Below are 17,241 nucleotides of genomic sequence, written 5' to 3' on the forward strand. Positions count from 1 at the left end.
CGGTTATAGGGGTTTGACCTCGCCTTTGGCAGGATCCGTCCGGAACCCTAGGGGTTGGGGAAGCCGGACGCCTGCCACATGATGGGCACGACTTTGACGCCACTCTGCAACAAGTGCGCAGTCTGTTCCTGGCCGACCGGAGGTGATCCTGTGCGCGATGACCTCCGGATCCTCGCCGACCGGTCGTACCGGATGCTGTTCCTGGCCCGGACGCTGTCGCTGCTGGGCAGCGCGGTGATCCCGGTGGCGCTCGCCTTCGCCGTCCTCGACGCGCCGGGCGGATCCGCCACGGACCTCGGCCTGGTGCTCGCCGCCCGGTCGCTGGCGCAGGTCGCGCTGCTGCTGTTCGGCGGCGTCCTCGCCGACCGGATGAACCGGTTCCGGCTCATGGTCGGCGCCGACCTGCTCGCCTTCGCCGCGCAGGCGGCCCTGACCGTGGTGTTCGTCAGCGGCCGGCCCACGCTGCCGGTCGTGATCGCGTTGTCCGCCGTCAACGGCGCCGCCGCCGCGTTGTTCCTGCCGGCCTCCCGTGGCGTCGTGCCGCAGGTGGTGGCCCAGGAACAGCTCCAGTCGGCCAACGCGCTGCTGCGGCTGTCCCGCAACGGCACCACCATCGGCGGCGCCGCCCTGGCCGGGGTCCTCGTGGCGACCCTCGGCGCCGGCTGGGCGCTGGCGGTGCCCGCCGCCACCTTCCTCGGCTCGGCGATGCTGCTCGCCGGGGTCCGGGTCGCCCACCCCGCCCGGGCCGCCGCCAGCACCATCCTCGCCGACCTGCGCGAGGGCTGGCGGGAGTTCAGCTCCCGGTCCTGGGTCTGGCTGGTGGTCGTGCAGTTCGCGTTCGTCAACGGCTGCTTCTCGGCGATCTACGTGCTCGGCCCGCTGACCGCCAAGGAACAGCTCGGCGGCGTCGCCGCCTGGTCGGCGATCATGACCGCGCAGGCGGTGGGCCTGGTCGGCGGCAGCCTGGTGGCGATGCGGATCCGCCCCCGCCGGCCGATGCGGGTCGCGGTGCTGGCGACCTTCGGCTTCCTTCCGCCGTTCGCGCTGATCGCCGCCGGCGCGCCGGTCTGGCTGATCGCGGCCTCGATGCTCGTCAACGGCGTCTGCGTCGACATCTTCGAGGTCCTGTGGGACACCGCCCTGCAGAACCACGTACCCAACGAGGCGCTGTCGCGGATCAGCTCGTACGACGCCATGGGCTCGTTCGTGCTGGGCCCGCTCTGCCTGGCCGTCGTCGGCCCGCTGGCGGACCGGATCGGTGTCGCGCAGACGCTGGTCATCGCTGGTGGGGTGCTCGGTCTGGTGACCGTCGCGACCTTCTCCGCACGGTCCGTGCGCCAGCTGCCCGCACGAGTCCCCGCCGCACAACCCGCCAAGTCGTGAACCCGGCCACCTCGCCGGGCACGGACCAGGGCGGAGATCGGAGCAGGATGGAGCACCGGATCAGTCGGCAGATGACCGACGCGACCGACGCGTACGGCCGACGGTTGGGGGCCTACCTCGAACAGTCGGCCTACTCGCGGCTGCGCGGCGGACCGGGAGTCATCGACCTCGCCTTCGGCGACCCCCACGAGTTCCCCGCACCGGCCCTGGTCGGTGTGCTGCAGAGACACCTCGACCCGCAGCACACCGACTGGTTCGCCTACACGAGGGACCACCCGCCGGCCCAGGATTCGGTGGCCGCCACGCTGCGCCGGGAACTCGGCCTGCCGTTCACCGCCGACGACATCGCCCTGACCAACGGGGCCTTCGCCGGCCTGACCATCTGCCTGCGCAGCGTCTGCGACCCGGGCGACGAGGTTATCTACCTCGACCCCGCCTGGTTCTACTACGAGCCGATCATCGCCTCGGTCGGCGCGGTCCCCCGGCCGGTGGAGCTGAGCCCCGGCTCCTGGCGGCTCGACCCGGAGCGGATCGCGGCGGCGATCACCCCGCGTACCAGCGCCGTCATCGTGAACAGCCCGAACAACCCGACCGGCGTGGTCTACACCGACGACGAGTTCGCGGCGCTGGCCGAGGTGCTGCGGGTGGCCTCCGCACGCAACGGGCGGCCGGTGTACCTGGTGTCCGACGAGGCGTACCGGCGCATCGTGTTCGACGGCCGGGCCTGCCCGAGCCCGGCGGCGCACTACCCGTTCACGTTCCTGGTGCACACGTACACCAAGACGCTGCTGCTGCCCGGGGAACGCGTCGGCTACGTGGCGATCCCGCCGACCATGCCCGACCCGGCGGTGCCCCGCCGGGCGCTGTCCGTGGCCCGCCTGACCACCGGCTGGGCGTTCCCGAACAACTCGCTGCTGTTCGCCCTGCCCGAGCTGGAGCAGCACGCGCTGCCGGTCAAGCCGATCGAGCAGCGCCGTGACCTGCTGGTCGACGCCCTGCGCGAGGCCGGCTACCAGGTCCAGCCGAGCGAGGGCACGTTCTACCTGCTGGCCCGGGTGCCGGACGCGGACGACTGGGACCACGCGGCCCGGCTCGAGGAACGCGGACTCCTGGTGCTGCCGGCCTCGGTGATGGGCGCACCGGGCCACCTCCGGCTCTCCCTCACCGTCACCGACGAGATGCTGGAGGAGACCATCGACCGGCTCCGCTCGCTCTACCCCTCGCGCCGGGAGCCCGCCCGTGTCCAGCGGTGACCGCCACGAGCCCGACGGCGGCGCGGCGCGCACCGCGCCGCCGGTCGGGCCGGCCCCACAGCCCGACGTCGACGCCACCATGGCCCGCGCCCGACGCGCCCAGGCGGAGATCGAGTTCTGGCCGCAGGAACGCGTCGACGACCTGGTCGCGGCCGTCGGATGGGCGGCGTACCAGGAGGACACCGCCCGGTCGCTCGCCGACCTCGCGTACCGGGAGACCGGCCTCGGTGACCCCGAGCATCTGTTCACGCTCTACCGGCGCCGGGTCCTCGGCACCCTGCGTGACCTGCACGGGGTCGTGACCAGCGGGATCATCGAGGAGCTGCCGGAGCGCGGCCTGCGCCGGCTGGCCAAGCCGATCGGCGTCATCGCGGTGGCCAGCCCCGCCACCGCGCCGTGCTCCGGGGTCGTCGGCAACGCCCTGCCGATGCTCAAGACCCGCAACGCGGTGGTCGTCACCCCGAACCCCCGCGCCCGGCACTCCGCGGCCCGCACCGTCGAGCTGCTGCGTCGCGCCCTGGAGACGGTCGGCGCCCCGCCCGACCTCATCCAGTGCCTGCCGGTCACCGAGCGGCAGACCACCGAGGCGCTGATGGCCGCCGCCGACCTGGTCATCGCCGCCGGCGGCCCCGGCACCGTACGCCGCGCCTACCGCAGCGGCACCCCGGCGATCAGCGCGGGCGTCGGCAACCCGGCGGTGATCGTGGACGACTCGGCGGACGTGGCCGCCGCGGCGGAGCTGATCGTGCTGGGTGGCAGCTTCAACAACGGCACCTCCTGCTCCTCGGAGAGCAACGTGCTGGTGGACGCCGCGGTGGCCGCCGCCTTCCGCGAGCAGTTGGCCCGGCAGGGCGCCCACCTGTGCGATCCGGCCGAGACGGCACGGCTGCGTACGCTGCTGTGGCCGGACGGTCGGCAGCTCAACCGGGACGCGGTCGGCCGACCCGCCGCGGCGCTCGCCGCCGGCGCCGGGATCGACCTGGCCGAGCCGACCAAGACCGTCGCCCTGGTCGCTTCGCTGTCCCCCCTCGCGCCCGGCGGGGCCCTGGCGCTCGACGATCCGATGCTCGGCGAGAAGCTGGCGCCGGTCTTCACCGTGTCGACGTTCACCGCCTTCGACGACGCGCTGGCCGCGGTGGAGACGCTGCTGGGCCGGATCGGGCAGGGTCACAGCTGCGGCATCCACACCACGCACCCCGACCGGGCCGCCCGGCTGGCCGAACGGGCCCGGGCCGGACGCGTCATGGTGAACCAGTCGACCGCGGTCGGCAACAGCGGCAGCTTCGACAACGGGATGCCGTTCACCCAGGTCATCGCCAGCGGCAGCTGGGGCGGCTGCTCCCGGTCGGAGAACGTGACCTGGCGCGACTTCCTCAACTACACCTACATCTCACATCCCCTGCCGCCCAGCCTGCCGGACGAGGAGACCCTCTTCGGTGCCCACTGGCGGCGCTTCCCCTGACGGAGATCGACACATGGACATCAGCCCTCCCGAGGCGCCGCCACGTGACCTGACCCCCGCCGAGATCGACGCGTTCCACACCGACGGCGTGGTCCGGCTGGCCGGCATGATCGACGAGAGGTGGCTCGGCCGGATCACCGAAGGCGTGGAGTACCTGCTCGCCAACCCGACCGTGCTCGCGCAGGCCACCGCGGTGCTGGGTGGCGGCGGCTTCGCCGGGGACGCCTTCATGTGGAAGACCCACGACGGCTTCCGCGACTTCATGTTCTTCTCCCCGGCGGCGCGGATCGCCCAGCAACTCTTCGGCTCCGCCACGATCACCGCCTTCTACGACCAGATCTTCGCCAAGCCGGCCGGGTCGGGCGCCCCGACGCCGTTCCACGAGGACGTCAGCTCCTGGCCGATCGCCGGCGACCAGGTGTGCGCGATGTGGATCCCCCTCGACCCCTGCACCCCCGACACCGCCGCGCTCCAGGTCGTACGCGGTTCGCACCGCTGGGGCCGGCGCTACGTGCCGATCACGCCGGGGGCCTCGCACCTGGGCCGGCGCGAGGAGTTGGAGGCGGTGCCGGACGTGTCCGAGCACGAGATCCTCAGCTGGGACCTGACGCCCGGCGACATCGTGCTGTTCCACCCCGCCGCGTTGCACGGCGCCACCGGCACCGGGCCCGAGCGGCAGCGCCGGGCGTTCGTCTCCCGGTGGGTGGGCAACGGGGTCACCTTCCAGCCGCAGCACGCCGTCCTGCCGCTGCTCTGGGAACACGGCCTGCGGCCCGGTGACCCCATCGGGGGTCCGCTGTTCCCCAGGGTGCTGCCGACACCGGTGCCGACCGAGGCCGGCTCCCGGTTCGACGGCCCGCAGCAGCCCCACGCCGAGCGGGCCGAGGAGTTCCTCGCCATCATGAGGATGCTCTAGGTGTTCGGGGAACTCACCGCCACGACTCCCGCCGGCGGGGACCTGGTGCGCCTCGCCGAGGGCCACGTCGCCACCCTCGCCGAGCGGGCCGGCCGACACGACCGGCAGAACACGTTCGTCGCCGACAACTTCACCGACCTGCGCGACAGCGGGGTGCTCGCCGCGTGCGCCCCGCTCCGGCACGGCGGGCTGGGGGTCCGTTCCCTGTACGACGTGCTGGTGGCCGTATCACGGCTGGCCCGGGGCTGCGGGTCGACGGCCATCTGCGCCAACATGCACATGGCCTCGGTGTGGGGCCAGGTCCGCCGTTGGGAGCGGGCCGAGGCGGCCGGCGACCGGAGCACGGCGGCGCGGCTGGACACACTCCTGGAGGCGTTGGGCGGCTCCGACCTGATCATGGCCGGCGCCGCCACCGAGCCGGGCGCGTCGTGGAACGGCCCGCTCACCGAGGCCGTCCGCAAGGACGACGAGTATGTCATCACCGGCCGCAAGACCTTCGTCACCAACTCGGCCGTCGCCGACTCCTTCAACGTCGCGGTGCGGGTCGCCGACGCCGACGGCGGATGGCGGCACGCCGAGGCCGTCGTCCTGGCCGGCACGCCCGGTCTGACCGTGCTCGGCGACTGGGACGCGCTGGGCATGCGGGGATCCGGCAGTCACGGTCTCCTGCTGGAGGACTGTGTCGTCCCCGCCGACCGGGTCACGCTCGGTGAACCGTTCGGCCCGCCGACGGTGGACGACCTGACGCGCTCCTGCGCGGTCAACTTCCCCCTGCTGGGCGCCTCACTCGGCATCGCCGAGGCCGCCCACCTGATCGCCGTGGAGCACGCCACCAGGGTGCCCCGGCAGCCGGGGCGGGCGGCAGCGGCGCACCACCCGTCCGTGCAGCGGGAGATCGCCACGATGGAGGTCGACCTGGCCGCCGCCCGAGGGGTGCTGGAACGCGCCGGGCGCCTGGTCGACGCCCTGTTCGCCGACCCGGCGGAGCACCCGGTGGACGCCGTCCACGACGTCGTACGGGCGTGGCAGACCGCGAAGCTGCTGGCGAACCGTACGGCGGTGGGCGTGGTCGACCGGGCCATGACGATCTGCGGCGGGGCGTCCTTCAGCAGCCGGCACCCCCTGTCCCGGCTGTACCGGGACGCCCGCGCGGGCGGCTTCATGCAGCCGTTCGGGCCGCTGGACGGCTACCCCTTCATCGGGCGGGTCGCGCTCGGGCTCGACCCGTCCGCCGACTAGGCGGCGCCGGGCCGGCCGGGCGTCGGCAGCGCCCGGACGTCCAGCTTTCCGCTCGGCGTCCGGGGCAGCTCGTCCAGACACACCAGGGCGCCGGGGAGCAGGTACTCCGGCAGCACCTCGCGAAGCTGGTCGCGCAGCTCGCGCGCGGTCGGCCCGGGCGGCTCGCTCGGCACCACGTACGCCACCAGCCGCGGTGCGGAGCCGGCCCCGCCGACCGGCACCACGGCCGCCCGGCGCACTCCGGCACACCGCCGTACCGCCTGTTCCACCTCGCCCAGCTCGACGCGGTGGCCGCGGATCTTGACCTGGCCGTCCCGGCGGCCGTGGAACTCCACCAGGCCGTCGGGGTGCCGGGTCACCAGGTCGCCCGTGCGGTAGCAGCGGCCGTCCGGATGCCCGGTCGGGAACGCCTCGCCGGTCAGCCCGCTGTCGCCGCGGTAGCCCCGGGCGAGGCCCGCGCCGAAGATCAGCAGTTCCCCCTCGGCGCCGGGTGCGACCGGGCGGAGGTCGGCGTCCACGACGGCGACCCGGCAGTTGTCGATCGGACGGCCGATCGGGACGGTGGCGGTGTCCGGACGTGCCGCCGCGTCGGTGGGCACCTCGAAGGTGAGCGCGCCGACCGTGGTCTCCGTCGGGCCGTAGTGGTTGACCATACGTACGTCCGACAGCTCACGGACCTGGTCCACCAGGTCCCAGCGGCAGACCTCGCCGCCGACGACCAGCAGGCGGCGGGGCAGGACGCGCTCCTCGGCCTCGTCGAGCAGCGCCGCCAGGTGCGACGGGGTGATCTTCAGTACGTCGAGCCCGTGCTCGTCCTGATACTCGGCGAACTCGTCGGGATCCGTCGCGGTCTCCACGGGCACCAGGTGGACGGTGTCTCCCCCGACCAGCGCCGGGAAGACCGCCGTGTGCCCCAGGTCCGTCGCGAGACTGGTGACCGACCCGAACCCCAACGGCCCGCCGCCGGCCCGTTCCGGGCCCACCAGCCGCGCGACGAAGGCCGCGTAGTTGGCCAGGGCGCCGTGGGGTATCTCGACCACCTTGGGTACGCCGGTGGAGCCGGAGGTGAACACGGTGTACGCGAGCTGGTCCGCCGCCACCGGCAGCGGACCGCGCAGCGTTCCGTCACTCTCCCCCGCGCGCCCCGCCGCGACCCAGCCGGCCAGGTCGACGGGGAGCACGGCCTGCCCGGCCACCGGCGCGTCGACGCGATCCGTCACCACGACGGCGGCCCCGCAGCGGTGCAGCTGGGTCGCGATCCGGGTTGCGGGCTGGTTGGCGTCCACGCAGGCGTAGCCGGCCCCGGTGTGCAGGGCGGCCAGGCACGCCACCAGTTGGGCGGCGCCCCGGTCGGTCAGGACGGCCACCGGGGCGGATCCCGCACCGTGGCGCGACAACACGTCGGCGAGCCCGGCGACGGCGTACCGCAGTTCGGCGTAGCTCAGCGTCGCGTCCGCGCCGACGACGGCCGTCCGGTGCCCGTCACTTCCCGCGGCCGCCCAGATCAGGGCGGGTACCGCCCGGTCCGGGTCCCACCCGGCCGGCTGGCCGTACACATCGGACTCGGCAGGCATGGCTGGTCCTTCCGTTCGACGGCGGCGCGGCCCGGCACGCGCCGGGCTGGCCGTGGTCGCACGGCAGGGCGGTTCCGGAGGCAGCGATCGTGACACGGGGCCCGGGCCACGACAACACCTCATTCGTCGGGCGAACCCCTATCGTCACGGCCTCCGACGGGCAGCCGGCGGGTTTCGGGCAGCCGGCGGGAACCGGTCAACCGGTTCGCTCCCTGTCGAGCTGCCCCGTCCATGGGACCGCCGGGTCCGACCGCCCGGACGAACGCCGCACGCCACGATGCCCCGCCCCGGCGGCGACGCCGCCATGCCCACGGAAACAGGCCGTTCCGGTCGCTGCCCCATCCGCGCGGGCAGTTCGACAGCGCGGCAGTCCGTCAGGGTCTGCCGAGGTCACCCACTCGATGACAGGGCCCGGCGCACTGGTCTCCAGGCCATGCCTGTCGCGCCGGCCGGCTCATCCCGTCGCTGTCACGGACCAGCGCCGGGCCAGCGCAGCCGCCGCGAGGAAGGCCGCGAGGACGATCGCCGCTTCGGTCCCGATCGCGATCGGGGTGAGTGGGAAGTCGAGTGCCCAGCCGAATGCGGCCGCCGCGGCGGTCGCGGCCGCGAGGGCGGGCGGCAGCAGCAGCGCCATCCGCGCAGCGGTGTGCCGGATGCGCGGCGCATCGCGGAGGGCGACACGCACGGCGAGGACGGCGCCGGCGACGACAACCGCCGCGACGCCGCCGTAGAAGACGCCAGCGGCAAGCCATACCGGCACGCGCACGCTGCGGGGCAGATCGAAGGCCGCCACGAATGCCTGGTGCAGGCTGATGACCGCGACGTAGCCCACGACGAGGGAGAGGATTCCGCCCGCGCTCGCCACGCCGAGCACCTGGCCGTACCGCGGCGGGATCCGCTCCACGCCGGCCTCCTCGGCGATCCGCAGGGCGAACTCGGTGGGATCAGCGCCGAGAAGCTCCGCGGGATCGAGCCCGTCGGCGGCCGCCGCCTCCAGTTCGGCGCGCAGGTCGGCAGCGAGGGCCACCCTGTCGCGACGGTTGATGCCCAGAGCGCGCCACTTCCGGTCCGCGGCGGTGAGGAGGCCGTCAACGGCCGACGTCGACGTGCTCATGCTCGTCTCCCGGGTTCAGACCGCCACCATGCAGTTGTCGGAGCTGCTGTCCCGGCCCCGGGCGCTGACGATCCCGGCGCTGCCGTCACCGTAGTACCGGCAGAACAGGCCGGCCGGGCGCCGGCCGAACAGCAGCGGCCCGAGCACCGGCGCGACCTCGACCTCGTGGGGTACGTCGTCGCCGTCGGCGATCAGCGTGGTGCGGCACATCCGCGGCGCCACGAAGTCCTGCACCACGCTGGTGCCGTCGTCGGCGGCCTCGGTGACGGCCGACTCCCAGGTGGCCTGGTCGACCTCCCGGCCGATGACCACCTGCTTGCCGCTCTCGCCGAGGGCCGCCTTGAGCACCAGCAGTTCCCGGTTCGCCACCACGAACGGCAACAGCTCGACCGTGCGACCCTCGCGGTCGGTCCTGCGGTCGGCGAGAATCCGCGTCCAGGGGAGGTACCTGTCGACCAGGCTCCGGTCGGCGGCGCTCATCCACGGACGCCCCTCCGACAGCAGACCCACGGTCAGCTTGCTGTGCATGAAGGTCGACGTCTGGGTGCCCACGAGCAGGCAGCCGTTGTCCAGCGCGTCCTGCACGTAGGAGGTGTCGAGGCCGACCTCCAGCCAGTCGGGGATGGTGAAGTTGCGCAGCCCGACCGGATAGCGCAGGTGGGGCGGGCAGTCCCAGGCCTCGGGCAGCTCCTCCGGCTCGAAGAACCGCGCGGTCAGCCCGTGGTTGTTGAGGTAGTCGGCCTCCAGCTGGAAGTACCGGCTCTGCACGCCGTTGACGCGGGCGCTGCCGACGATGGCCACCCGGGGCGCCAGCGCCAGCTCCGCACAGAGCGAGCGGTACATCTCGGCGCGGACGGCGTACGGGCTCGGGGAGCTGAACGGGGTCCTGCCCTGCGCGTCGGTGTGCAGCTTGCGCCACACCTCGAGGCGGGCGTGCGTCTCCACGACCCCGCCGAGGGCGCCGCTGACGTTGAACTCCAGGAACTGGGGCCCGTCCGCCCCGATCACGACGTCGGGCCGGACGACGCAGTCGGGGTACCGTTCCTCGACGAACTGGTCGCGGACGAAGAGTTGGTGCTCGCTCTTCGGCATCCGGTAGGCCGCGAGCCTGCCCTCGGTGGTGGGTGCCGTTTCGAGTGCGGTGCGGCGCAGCAGGTCGACCAGCGCGGCGGCGACCCGGAAGAGCTCGGCGTAGGACGCGCGCGGGACCGCCAGCGGCGCCGCGGGCAGGAGCCGCTGGTACGGCCAGCCCGTGTCACGCAGCTCGTGCCGGAGCATCTGGCGAATCGTCTCCGCCGGCGCGGCGGGTGCCAGAAGATGATCGCCGAACCACGGGTGCCCGGCCGGTCCGGTGCTGTCGACATCCTCGCGCGCGGTCATCTGACGCTCCCCGAATGCTGACCGTCGCACCGGCAGCCGGAGCGTGCCCGCTCCGGGCCGGCACGTGCCGGAATCGTGATCGACATAGACTAACATTGACGTCCGGGGTGGGCCGTCGCGTCCACAAGCGACACGGGAGCGTCGTCGATGACACTGCGCCACGTGCAGGGCAACGAGTACCGCGAGGAACACGGCGGGGACTACGAGGACTTCGAGCCCGGCATGGTGATCCGGCACTGGCCGGGCCGCACCATCTCCGAGACCGACAACACCTGGCTGACCCTGCTCACCATGAACCAGCACCCGCTGCACTTCGACGAGCACTACGGTCAGGGCAGCGAGTACGGCCGGGTGCTCGTCAACAGCGGAATCACCCTGTGCCTGGTCGGCGGCATGACGGTGCAGGCCCTGTCGGCGCGGGCGGTGGCCAACCTCGGCTGGGACCGGGTCCGCCTGCGGGAGCCGGTGTTCGTCGGGGACACGCTCTACGCCACCAGCCGGATCCTCGACAAACGCCTGAGCCGATCCCGGCCCGGTCAGGGCATCGTCACGGTGGAGACGACGGGCACCAAGTCCACCGGCGAGACCGTCATCGTCTTCGAGCGTTCCTTCATGGTCCGCTGCCGGGAGGCTTCCTGAGCTACGCCCCCGCCGCCGCCCCCTCGTGCAGGGCCAGCGCGGCGGCGGTGTCCTCGATGGCCATTCCGACGGTACGCAGGACCGACGTCCGCCCGTCGGCGCGGACCTCGCCGGTCACCAGCGCGCCCAGCTCGTGCAGGTCGTCCACGCCGATCGCCCCGGCGGCCAGGGCGGCCCGGACCTCACCGGCGCCCTCCCGCGCCGCGGTCCGGTCCTCGACGACGACCAGGGCGTCCGCCAGCAGGGCCGGGTCGAGTTCGACGGCGTCCGGGTGAGTCCCGCCGATCACGTTGACGTGCGCCCCGGGCGCCACCCAGCCCGCCTCCACCAGCGGGGTGTCGTCGCTGGTGGAGGTCGCCGTGCAGATGACCGCCGCGTCGGCGACGGCGGCCTTCGCGCTGTCGCAGACGCTCGCGCGCACCGGGTGGGGCACGGCGTCGGAGACCCACTCGGCGAACCGCTCGGCCCGGGCCCGGGTACGCGAGAACACCCGCACGGTGCGGATCGGCCGCACCGCCGCCACGGCGCACACCAGGGCTCTCGCCTGCACTCCCGCGCCGATGACGGCCAGGTCCTCGGCGTCTGCGGCGGCGCACCAGCGGGTCGCCAGGCCGGCGACCGCGCCGGTGCGCACGGCGGTCAGCTCGGCGCCGTCGAGCAGGGCCGTGATCTGCCCGGTGGTCAGGTCCGTGAGCGCGACGATCCCGTGGATCAGCGGCAGTCCCCGCCCGGGGTTGTCGGGGGTGAGTGTGGTGATCTTGACGCTGCCCACCCCGCGCCGCTCCCAGACGGCGGGGCTGACCAGCAGGACCCGCTGCGGGCCGTGCTCGATGACGGTTCGCGCCGGGGAGGTGGTCCGGCCGGCGGCCAGGTCCGCGAACATCTCGCCCAGCGTGTCGATCACCCCCACCAACTGCCGGGTGCCCGCCATCTGGGCGGCACCGACCGTGACCGGGCCCGTCATCCGGCGACCCCGCCGACGTCGAACCGGGCGGCCCAGGCGTCCTCGCGCGCCACCGTGGCGCGGGCCAGCCGGGCGAACGGCGGGCCGACCATGTTCCCGTCCAGCACGGCGATGCCGCCGTTGGCCGCCCCGACGGCCTCCGCCACCCGGCGCGCCAGCCGCAGGTCGTCGGCGTGCGGGCGCAGCACCCGGTTGATCTCGGCGAGTTCGCCGGGGTGCACCGTCGCCTTGCCGTGGAAGCCGAGCGCCCGCACCCGGGCGGTCTCCCGCGCCAGTACGGCCGGCTCGGCGAGCCGGAAGTTGGCGGTGTCGATGCAGGCGGTGTCGTGCCGGGCGCAGGCCAGCGCCATCGCCTGCCGGGCGGCGAGCATGGCCTCCCAGGTGATCTCGACCCCGAGCGTGGCGGCCAGGTCGGCCGAGCCGAGGACCAGCCCGTCGCTGACCCCGGCGATCGCGTCGATCTCCGCGATCGCCTCCACCGTCTCCACCGTCACGTAGATCTCCGGATGGGCGCCCGCCGAGGCCAGGATCCGGCGCAGCAGGGCCACCTCGGCCGCCGTCGTCACCATCGTCATCATGACGATGCCGGGCCGCACCGGCGAGTCGGTGAGCATCACCACGTCATGCACCGCCGCGACGGTGCCCAGCTCGTTGACGCGCACCGCGACGTTCTCCGGCCGGGGCGCCTTCTCCAGGGCGGCCCGGCACACGGTACGGGCGGCGGCTTTCTCGGCCGCCGGCACGGAGTCCTCCAGGTCGATCAGGTGGACGTCCGCGTCGTAGGACCAGGCCTTGACGACCCGGTCCAGCGACAGCGCCGGCGTGTACAGGATGCTGCGCGGGATCGCCCGTACCGTGCCGGTCATCGCGTCACCGGCTCCGGCGACATGGTGGCCGGGCGGGCGCCCGCCTCGACGAGCACCGAGCACAGCCGGGTGATCTGCTCCTCGGTCTGGCCGGCGCGCAGCATGACGCGCAGCCCGGCGGTGCCGCGGGAGACGATCGGGAAGAACACCGGCGAGGTGTAGAACCCGGCCGCGAAGACCCGCTGGGCCGCCTCGACGACCGTCTCGTCGGTCATCGGCACCACCCGGATCGGGTACGTGCTGCCGGACTGCTCGGTGGCGAGCAGCGAGTCGAACAGCGCGATGTTGGCCCGCAGCCGCCCCTGGAGCTGCGACAGCTCCTCGGTGCGGTGGATCTCGGCCGAGGCGAGCGCCGCACCCACCGCGGCGGCGTTCATCTTCTGCGAGTAGCCCAGCGGGCCGGCGAAGCGTTCGATGATCCGCCGCGTCTCCTGCGGGAAGCCGTCGAGCAGGATCGCCGTGCCGCCGGCCCCGAAGCCCTTGCTCAGGGTCGCCACGGTGATCGTCCGGTCGTCGAGCGTCGGACAGTGCGAGCGGACGTAGCCGATGCCGCGCTCACCGTACGCGGACAGCGAGTGCGAGTCGTCGTAGAAGACCAGGAGGTTGTACCTGTCCTGCAGGTCGGCCAGTTCCTTGACCGGCGCGTAGCCGCCCAGGCTGTCCGAGCCGTCCACCACGTAGCAGACGCGCTCGTAGGTGCGGCACATGTCCTCCAGGTAGTCGAGGTCGTGGTGCCGGCAGGTGACGACCTCGGTCTCGTCGGCGCAGCTCGGCTTGGCGTTGGCCATCGACACGTGGGCGTTCTTGTCGAAGACCATCAGCGGCCGGGTGCCGTTGCCGAGGTGCCCCGACGCGATCAGCGGCAGCAGGCCGGTGCTGGCCGCCGCCGTGGAGATCGCGCTGACCACCATGGCGCCGAACAGCTCGCCCAGCGACTCCTCCAGCTCCAGCAGCACGCTGGTCTGCACCCGGGTACGCGGGATGCAGTGGTCCAGTACGCCGAAGCGGCGCAGCGCGTCGACCGCGCCGTCGATGACCTTGGGGTGGGTGTCGAGGTCCAGGTAGGAGCAGACGGTGAAGTTGACGAACTCGTGCCCGTCGGCCATCCGGAACACGCCGTCGGAGAGGTCGCCGACGATCCCCGCGACGCCGTGCTCCTCGGACATGTTCCAGAAGGTGTTCCCGACACCGATGAGCTTGTCGTTGTTGCGGTACCGGTGGGTGGGGGTGATGGTCTTGCGCTCGCTCATCAGGAGTTCACCTCGGTGGGCTTGTAGCTGTAGACACCCTTGACCCTCCGGTAGGCGTACGTGTAGAGCGCGACGCCGAGTGCGTGCGGCCTGCGGAGGATCTTCTTCGACTTCAGCCAGAAGTTGACGTTGATGTTCATCTCGTCCAGCGACTCGGCCTGGTGCCACCAGCCGAGCGGCAGGTAGAGCATGTGGCCCGGTTCGAGGACGAAGTCGCGGCGCTGGGCGAGCTTGGGCGCCACCCTCGGGAAGCGCGCCAGGTCGACGTTGTCCAGGTCGAACACCCGGGACTTGTCGCCGAAGCCGCGCAGCACCGAGCGCGGGTAGTACTCCCGGGAGCCGGGCGGGGCGATGATGAACCGCTTGCGGCCCTCCAGCGCGATGTTGAAGTTCTCGAACTCGTCGAAGTGGTTCTTGGTGAACACGCCCTGGTGGCTGATCCACAGGTTCGCCGCGTACAACGCGCCGCCGTAGCCGAAGAACTTCTCCGCGTCGAAGCCGATGACGGCGTTCACGTCGGCCGGGCTGTTGCGGATGTTCGACACCACCCGGTGCCAGGTGCCCGGGGTGGTCAGGTGCCGCTCGTCCGCGAAGAACTCGCGGAGCCTGATGTCGCGGGTCTCCCAGCGCCCCGGATGGAACTTGTCACCCGGCTCGGTGAACAGGGTGACGGTCATGTCGGCCAGCCGGGCCGCGACGCCGTCGCGGCCGAGCCCCCGCACGCTGTCCGGCAGCGCGATCACCACGGGTACGTCGGCCTTGTACAGGCCGCCGGGGCCGACGGCCATGAACTCGTCGAAGGTCATCCGGGCCACCGGCACCCCCGCCGACCCGTCCGCCCTGGATACTGCGTCCGAAACTCCCATGTCGCCTTTCCTCACTGCTGAAGCCCGCGTCACGCGACCGATGACGTGGTGGCCCGGCGGGCGCTCAGCTCCGCCACCACGTCCACGATGAGGTCCTCCTGGCCGGCGATGGCCTGCCGCCTGCCGAGCTCGAAGAACACGTCGCGCGGGTCGACGCCGGCGCGGGTGGACAACTCGAGCACCCGGTGCTTGAACCCCGAGAACACCCCGGCCAGGCCGCTAACGATGGTCATCGAGGCGGTCGCCGGCGGCGCGGGCATGAGTTCGCGTTCCGCGAGGTCGGCGGCGTCGAGCAGCGCGTACAGGTCGATGCCGGTCGCGAACCCGCTGCGCTCCAGCACCGGCACGAGCACCTCGAGCTGGGTGTTGCCCGCCCCCGCACCGAAGCCGCGCGCGCAACCGTCGATGATGGTGGCGCCGGCCTGCGCCGCGGCGACGGAGTTCGCGACGGCCATGCCCAGGTTGTCGTGGCCGTGGAAGATCACCGGAATGTCCACCGCCCCGGCCATCGCCGCGATCCGCTCGGTGACGTCCGCGGGCAGGAAGTGCCCGGCGGAGTCCATGATGCCCACCGCCTGGGCGCCGTACGCCACGGCGTGCGCGGCGTGCTCGGCCAGCTCGCCGGGGGACGCCATGTGGCTCATCATCAGCACGCAGTGCGCCTCCGCGCCAGCCTCGCGCAGGACGCCCAGGTGACGCTCGGCCAGCGACGTCTCGGTCGCGTGCACGCCGATGCGGACGACGTCGGCGCCGTGGGCGATCGCCCGCCGCAGGTCGCTGGAGGTGCCCCAGCCGGGCAGCATGAACACGCCCATCCGGCTGTGCCGAAGCGCCTCCCGGACCGTCGACAGCATCTCGTCGTCGCTCACGGCGGCCTGCCCGACCTGGAGGGAGGAGGCGCCGAGGCCGTTGCCGTGGCCCACCTCCACCACCGGGATCCGCGCCGCGTCCGCCGCCTCGGCGTAGCGGCGCAGGGCGGTCGCGCCGAGCTGGTGGCGTACCGCGTGCTGGCCGTCGCGCAGCGTCGGGTCGTAGATCACGACGTCCCTCATCGGCCCGCCTCCGTCCGGGCGGTCCGGCCCAGCCGGGCCGCGCGCTGCTCGGCGACCATGATGGCGGCCGAGTTGATGATGTCGAGGTTGCCGGCGTACCGGGGCAGGATGTCGCTGTCGGCGGTGACCTGCACGGTGACCGTCACCCGGTCGTCGACCACGGCGCAGGCGGTGACCGCGTAGCCGGGGGCGAAGGAACGCACCCGCTCGGCCGCCCGGTCGACGGCCGCGCGCACCGCGGCGGGATCCGCGCCGGGGATCCGGGCGTGCACGGCCGTCCGGAAGGTCGCCGGCGGCACCGCCGGGCTGATGTTGAGGATCGCCTTGACGTCGGGCACGCCGGAGAACGTCGTGACGGCGTGTTCGGTGGTCGCCACGTACTCGTCGAGGTTCAGTCTCGTGGCGCGGCCCGCGACCTCGCTGGCCACCGTCGAGACGACCTCGACGTACGCCACCGGGAAGCCGGTCGCCAGGGCGTGCACGACCGGGATGGACGCCTGCCCGCCGCAGCTGATCAGGTTGATGTTGCGCCTGGTGGCCGCCGCCAGCCCGGTCACGGTGGGCACCACCATCTGCCCCACCCGGCTGGGCGTCAGGTCGACCACCAGTGTGCCCAGGGGCTCCAGCAGCCGCCAGTGGTGCGGGTGCGACGCCGCGTTGGTCGCGTCGAACACGACGTCGAACGCGCTCGCGGCCGCCATGACGGCGTCGATCCCGTCGGCGCTCGTGGGGTAGCCGAAGCGCTCGGCGTGCCGCAGGCCGGCCGAGCCCGGGTTGCGGCCGGCCACCAACCGGCAGTCCAGCACGCGGGAGCGGTGGATCTTGCTGATCAGGTCCTGGCCGATCGCACCGGTGCCGATCACCGCGACGGCGGCCGGCTCGACGACGTCGAGGCTCGTGCTGGTCGCGTCCGCGGCGAGGCTCACGGAGTGCCTCCTCCGTGCCGGAGCCGGCGGGCCGCCCGCAGCCGTCGGGCGAGGGCTCGCCGGGAGCGGACCGCGTGCGTCGCGGCGTCCGGATCGCAGGTTCTCATGTACGTCGTCCTCACCAATCGATGTACGGGTGGCGGCCCGGGCCGCGGCCGGTGGGAAGCGGTCACGCCGGCATCGCCGGCGCCCAGGGTGTGCGGGTCCGCGCCCGGGGACGTCACCGCCGAGGCGTGGAGTCCACACGGGACCGCCGGTCCGCGCCGGAGCATCCGTCCACGTCGGAACCGAGCCGGACGGCCGGCGGCGCCACACTGCGGCGCGTTCGCCCCGAGCGTCGGGGTCGGTGGCTCCCTC

Annotated in this window: 15 protein-coding genes; 6 read left to right on the forward strand and 9 right to left on the reverse strand. The window is 73.2% G+C overall.

Annotated elements, in window-relative coordinates:
* Positions 1-150: 150 nt before the first annotated feature.
* The 5 genes from ABZ809_RS20755 to ABZ809_RS20775 all read left to right on the forward strand — a co-directional run bounded on the left by ABZ809_RS20755 (position 151) and on the right by ABZ809_RS20775 (position 6,253).
* The gene (locus ABZ809_RS20755) at positions 151-1,383 is read left to right on the forward strand and encodes an MFS transporter (RefSeq protein ID WP_357564196.1); all 1,233 of its coding nucleotides are present in this window, start codon (positions 151-153) and stop codon (positions 1,381-1,383) included.
* A 71-nt stretch (positions 1,384-1,454) separates the two neighbouring features.
* A complete protein-coding gene (locus ABZ809_RS20760) occupies positions 1,455-2,636 on the forward strand; it encodes an aminotransferase class I/II-fold pyridoxal phosphate-dependent enzyme (protein ID WP_357564197.1) in 1,182 nt (393 codons plus the stop codon).
* Positions 2,623-4,098: an aldehyde dehydrogenase family protein gene (locus tag ABZ809_RS20765; protein ID WP_357564198.1), complete on the forward strand. Its 1,476-nt coding sequence runs from the start codon at positions 2,623-2,625 to the stop codon at positions 4,096-4,098. Before ABZ809_RS20760 ends, ABZ809_RS20765 begins: the two co-directional genes overlap by 14 nt.
* Positions 4,099-4,111: 13 nt before the next feature.
* Positions 4,112-5,014, forward strand: a complete 903-nt coding sequence (locus ABZ809_RS20770; RefSeq protein ID WP_357564199.1) for a phytanoyl-CoA dioxygenase family protein — start codon at positions 4,112-4,114, stop codon at positions 5,012-5,014.
* A complete protein-coding gene (locus ABZ809_RS20775) occupies positions 5,015-6,253 on the forward strand; it encodes an acyl-CoA dehydrogenase family protein (protein WP_357564200.1) in 1,239 nt (412 codons plus the stop codon).
* Here ABZ809_RS20775 and ABZ809_RS20780 read toward each other — a convergent pair.
* The 3 genes from ABZ809_RS20780 to ABZ809_RS20790 all read right to left on the reverse strand — a co-directional run bounded on the left by ABZ809_RS20780 (position 6,250) and on the right by ABZ809_RS20790 (position 10,321).
* Positions 6,250-7,827, reverse strand: coding sequence for an amino acid adenylation domain-containing protein (locus ABZ809_RS20780; protein ID WP_357564201.1), 1,578 nt, complete (start codon positions 7,825-7,827; stop codon positions 6,250-6,252). The genes ABZ809_RS20775 and ABZ809_RS20780 overlap by 4 nt on opposite strands.
* A 454-nt stretch (positions 7,828-8,281) precedes the next feature.
* The gene (locus ABZ809_RS20785; protein ID WP_357564202.1) at positions 8,282-8,941 is read right to left on the reverse strand and encodes a hypothetical protein; all 660 of its coding nucleotides are present in this window, start codon (positions 8,939-8,941) and stop codon (positions 8,282-8,284) included.
* 15 nt (positions 8,942-8,956) lie between these two features.
* On the reverse strand, positions 8,957-10,321 hold the full coding sequence (locus ABZ809_RS20790; RefSeq protein WP_357564203.1) for a hypothetical protein: 1,365 nt from the start codon (positions 10,319-10,321) through the stop codon (positions 8,957-8,959).
* Between the two features lie 147 nt (positions 10,322-10,468).
* On the opposite strand from ABZ809_RS20790, the gene ABZ809_RS20795 reads away from it, so the two are divergent.
* Entirely contained in the window at positions 10,469-10,960 is a 492-nt protein-coding gene (locus tag ABZ809_RS20795; RefSeq protein WP_357564204.1) for a MaoC family dehydratase, read from the forward strand.
* Position 10,961: 1 nt separating this feature from the next.
* Here ABZ809_RS20795 and ABZ809_RS20800 read toward each other — a convergent pair whose 3' ends face one another.
* The 6 genes from ABZ809_RS20800 to ABZ809_RS20825 form a co-directional block, all read right to left on the reverse strand.
* Positions 10,962-11,924, reverse strand: coding sequence for an ornithine cyclodeaminase family protein (locus ABZ809_RS20800; RefSeq protein WP_357564205.1), 963 nt, complete (start codon positions 11,922-11,924; stop codon positions 10,962-10,964).
* Complete coding sequence (locus ABZ809_RS20805; RefSeq protein ID WP_357564206.1) at positions 11,921-12,790, reverse strand: aldolase/citrate lyase family protein; 870 nt, start codon at positions 12,788-12,790, stop codon at positions 11,921-11,923. Before ABZ809_RS20805 ends, ABZ809_RS20800 begins: the two co-directional genes overlap by 4 nt.
* Positions 12,787-14,040 carry an aminotransferase class I/II-fold pyridoxal phosphate-dependent enzyme gene (locus tag ABZ809_RS20810; RefSeq protein WP_357564207.1) on the reverse strand — a complete coding sequence of 418 codons (1,254 nt, stop codon included), beginning with the start codon at positions 14,038-14,040 and terminating at the stop codon, positions 12,787-12,789. The genes ABZ809_RS20805 and ABZ809_RS20810 overlap by 4 nt, the downstream gene beginning before the upstream one ends.
* Complete coding sequence (locus ABZ809_RS20815; RefSeq protein ID WP_357564208.1) at positions 14,040-14,846, reverse strand: cupin-like domain-containing protein; 807 nt, start codon at positions 14,844-14,846, stop codon at positions 14,040-14,042. Before ABZ809_RS20815 ends, ABZ809_RS20810 begins: the two co-directional genes overlap by 1 nt.
* An 89-nt stretch (positions 14,847-14,935) precedes the next feature.
* Positions 14,936-15,958 carry a 4-hydroxy-2-oxovalerate aldolase gene (gene dmpG / locus ABZ809_RS20820; protein WP_357564209.1) on the reverse strand — a complete coding sequence of 341 codons (1,023 nt, stop codon included), beginning with the start codon at positions 15,956-15,958 and terminating at the stop codon, positions 14,936-14,938.
* On the reverse strand, positions 15,955-16,884 hold the full coding sequence (locus tag ABZ809_RS20825) for an acetaldehyde dehydrogenase (acetylating) (RefSeq protein WP_357564210.1): 930 nt from the start codon (positions 16,882-16,884) through the stop codon (positions 15,955-15,957). Before ABZ809_RS20825 ends, dmpG begins: the two co-directional genes overlap by 4 nt.
* Positions 16,885-17,241 lie beyond the last annotated feature (357 nt).

The organism is Micromonospora sp. NPDC047074 (genome assembly GCF_040643815.1).
Taxonomy (GTDB): Bacteria; Actinomycetota; Actinomycetes; order Mycobacteriales; family Micromonosporaceae; genus Micromonospora.

Bases quoted from the DNA above. Each gene is read 5' to 3' on its own strand.
- ABZ809_RS20790 (WP_357564203.1), bottom strand. From the start codon at position 10,321: ATGACCGCGCGCGAGGATGTCGACAGCACCGGACCGGCCGGGCACCCG.
- ABZ809_RS20800 (WP_357564205.1), bottom strand. From the start codon at position 11,924: ATGACGGGCCCGGTCACGGTCGGTGCCGCCCAGATGGCGGGCACCCGG.
- ABZ809_RS20810 (WP_357564207.1), bottom strand. From the start codon at position 14,040: ATGAGCGAGCGCAAGACCATCACCCCCACCCACCGGTACCGCAACAAC.
- ABZ809_RS20795 (WP_357564204.1), top strand. From the start codon at position 10,469: ATGACACTGCGCCACGTGCAGGGCAACGAGTACCGCGAGGAACACGGC.
- ABZ809_RS20805 (WP_357564206.1), bottom strand. From the start codon at position 12,790: ATGACCGGCACGGTACGGGCGATCCCGCGCAGCATCCTGTACACGCCG.
- ABZ809_RS20760 (WP_357564197.1), top strand. From the start codon at position 1,455: ATGACCGACGCGACCGACGCGTACGGCCGACGGTTGGGGGCCTACCTC.
- dmpG (WP_357564209.1), bottom strand. From the start codon at position 15,958: ATGAGGGACGTCGTGATCTACGACCCGACGCTGCGCGACGGCCAGCAC.
- ABZ809_RS20780 (WP_357564201.1), bottom strand. From the start codon at position 7,827: ATGCCTGCCGAGTCCGATGTGTACGGCCAGCCGGCCGGGTGGGACCCG.
- ABZ809_RS20815 (WP_357564208.1), bottom strand. From the start codon at position 14,846: ATGACCTTCGACGAGTTCATGGCCGTCGGCCCCGGCGGCCTGTACAAG.
- ABZ809_RS20770 (WP_357564199.1), top strand. From the start codon at position 4,112: ATGGACATCAGCCCTCCCGAGGCGCCGCCACGTGACCTGACCCCCGCC.
- ABZ809_RS20785 (WP_357564202.1), bottom strand. From the start codon at position 8,941: ATGAGCACGTCGACGTCGGCCGTTGACGGCCTCCTCACCGCCGCGGAC.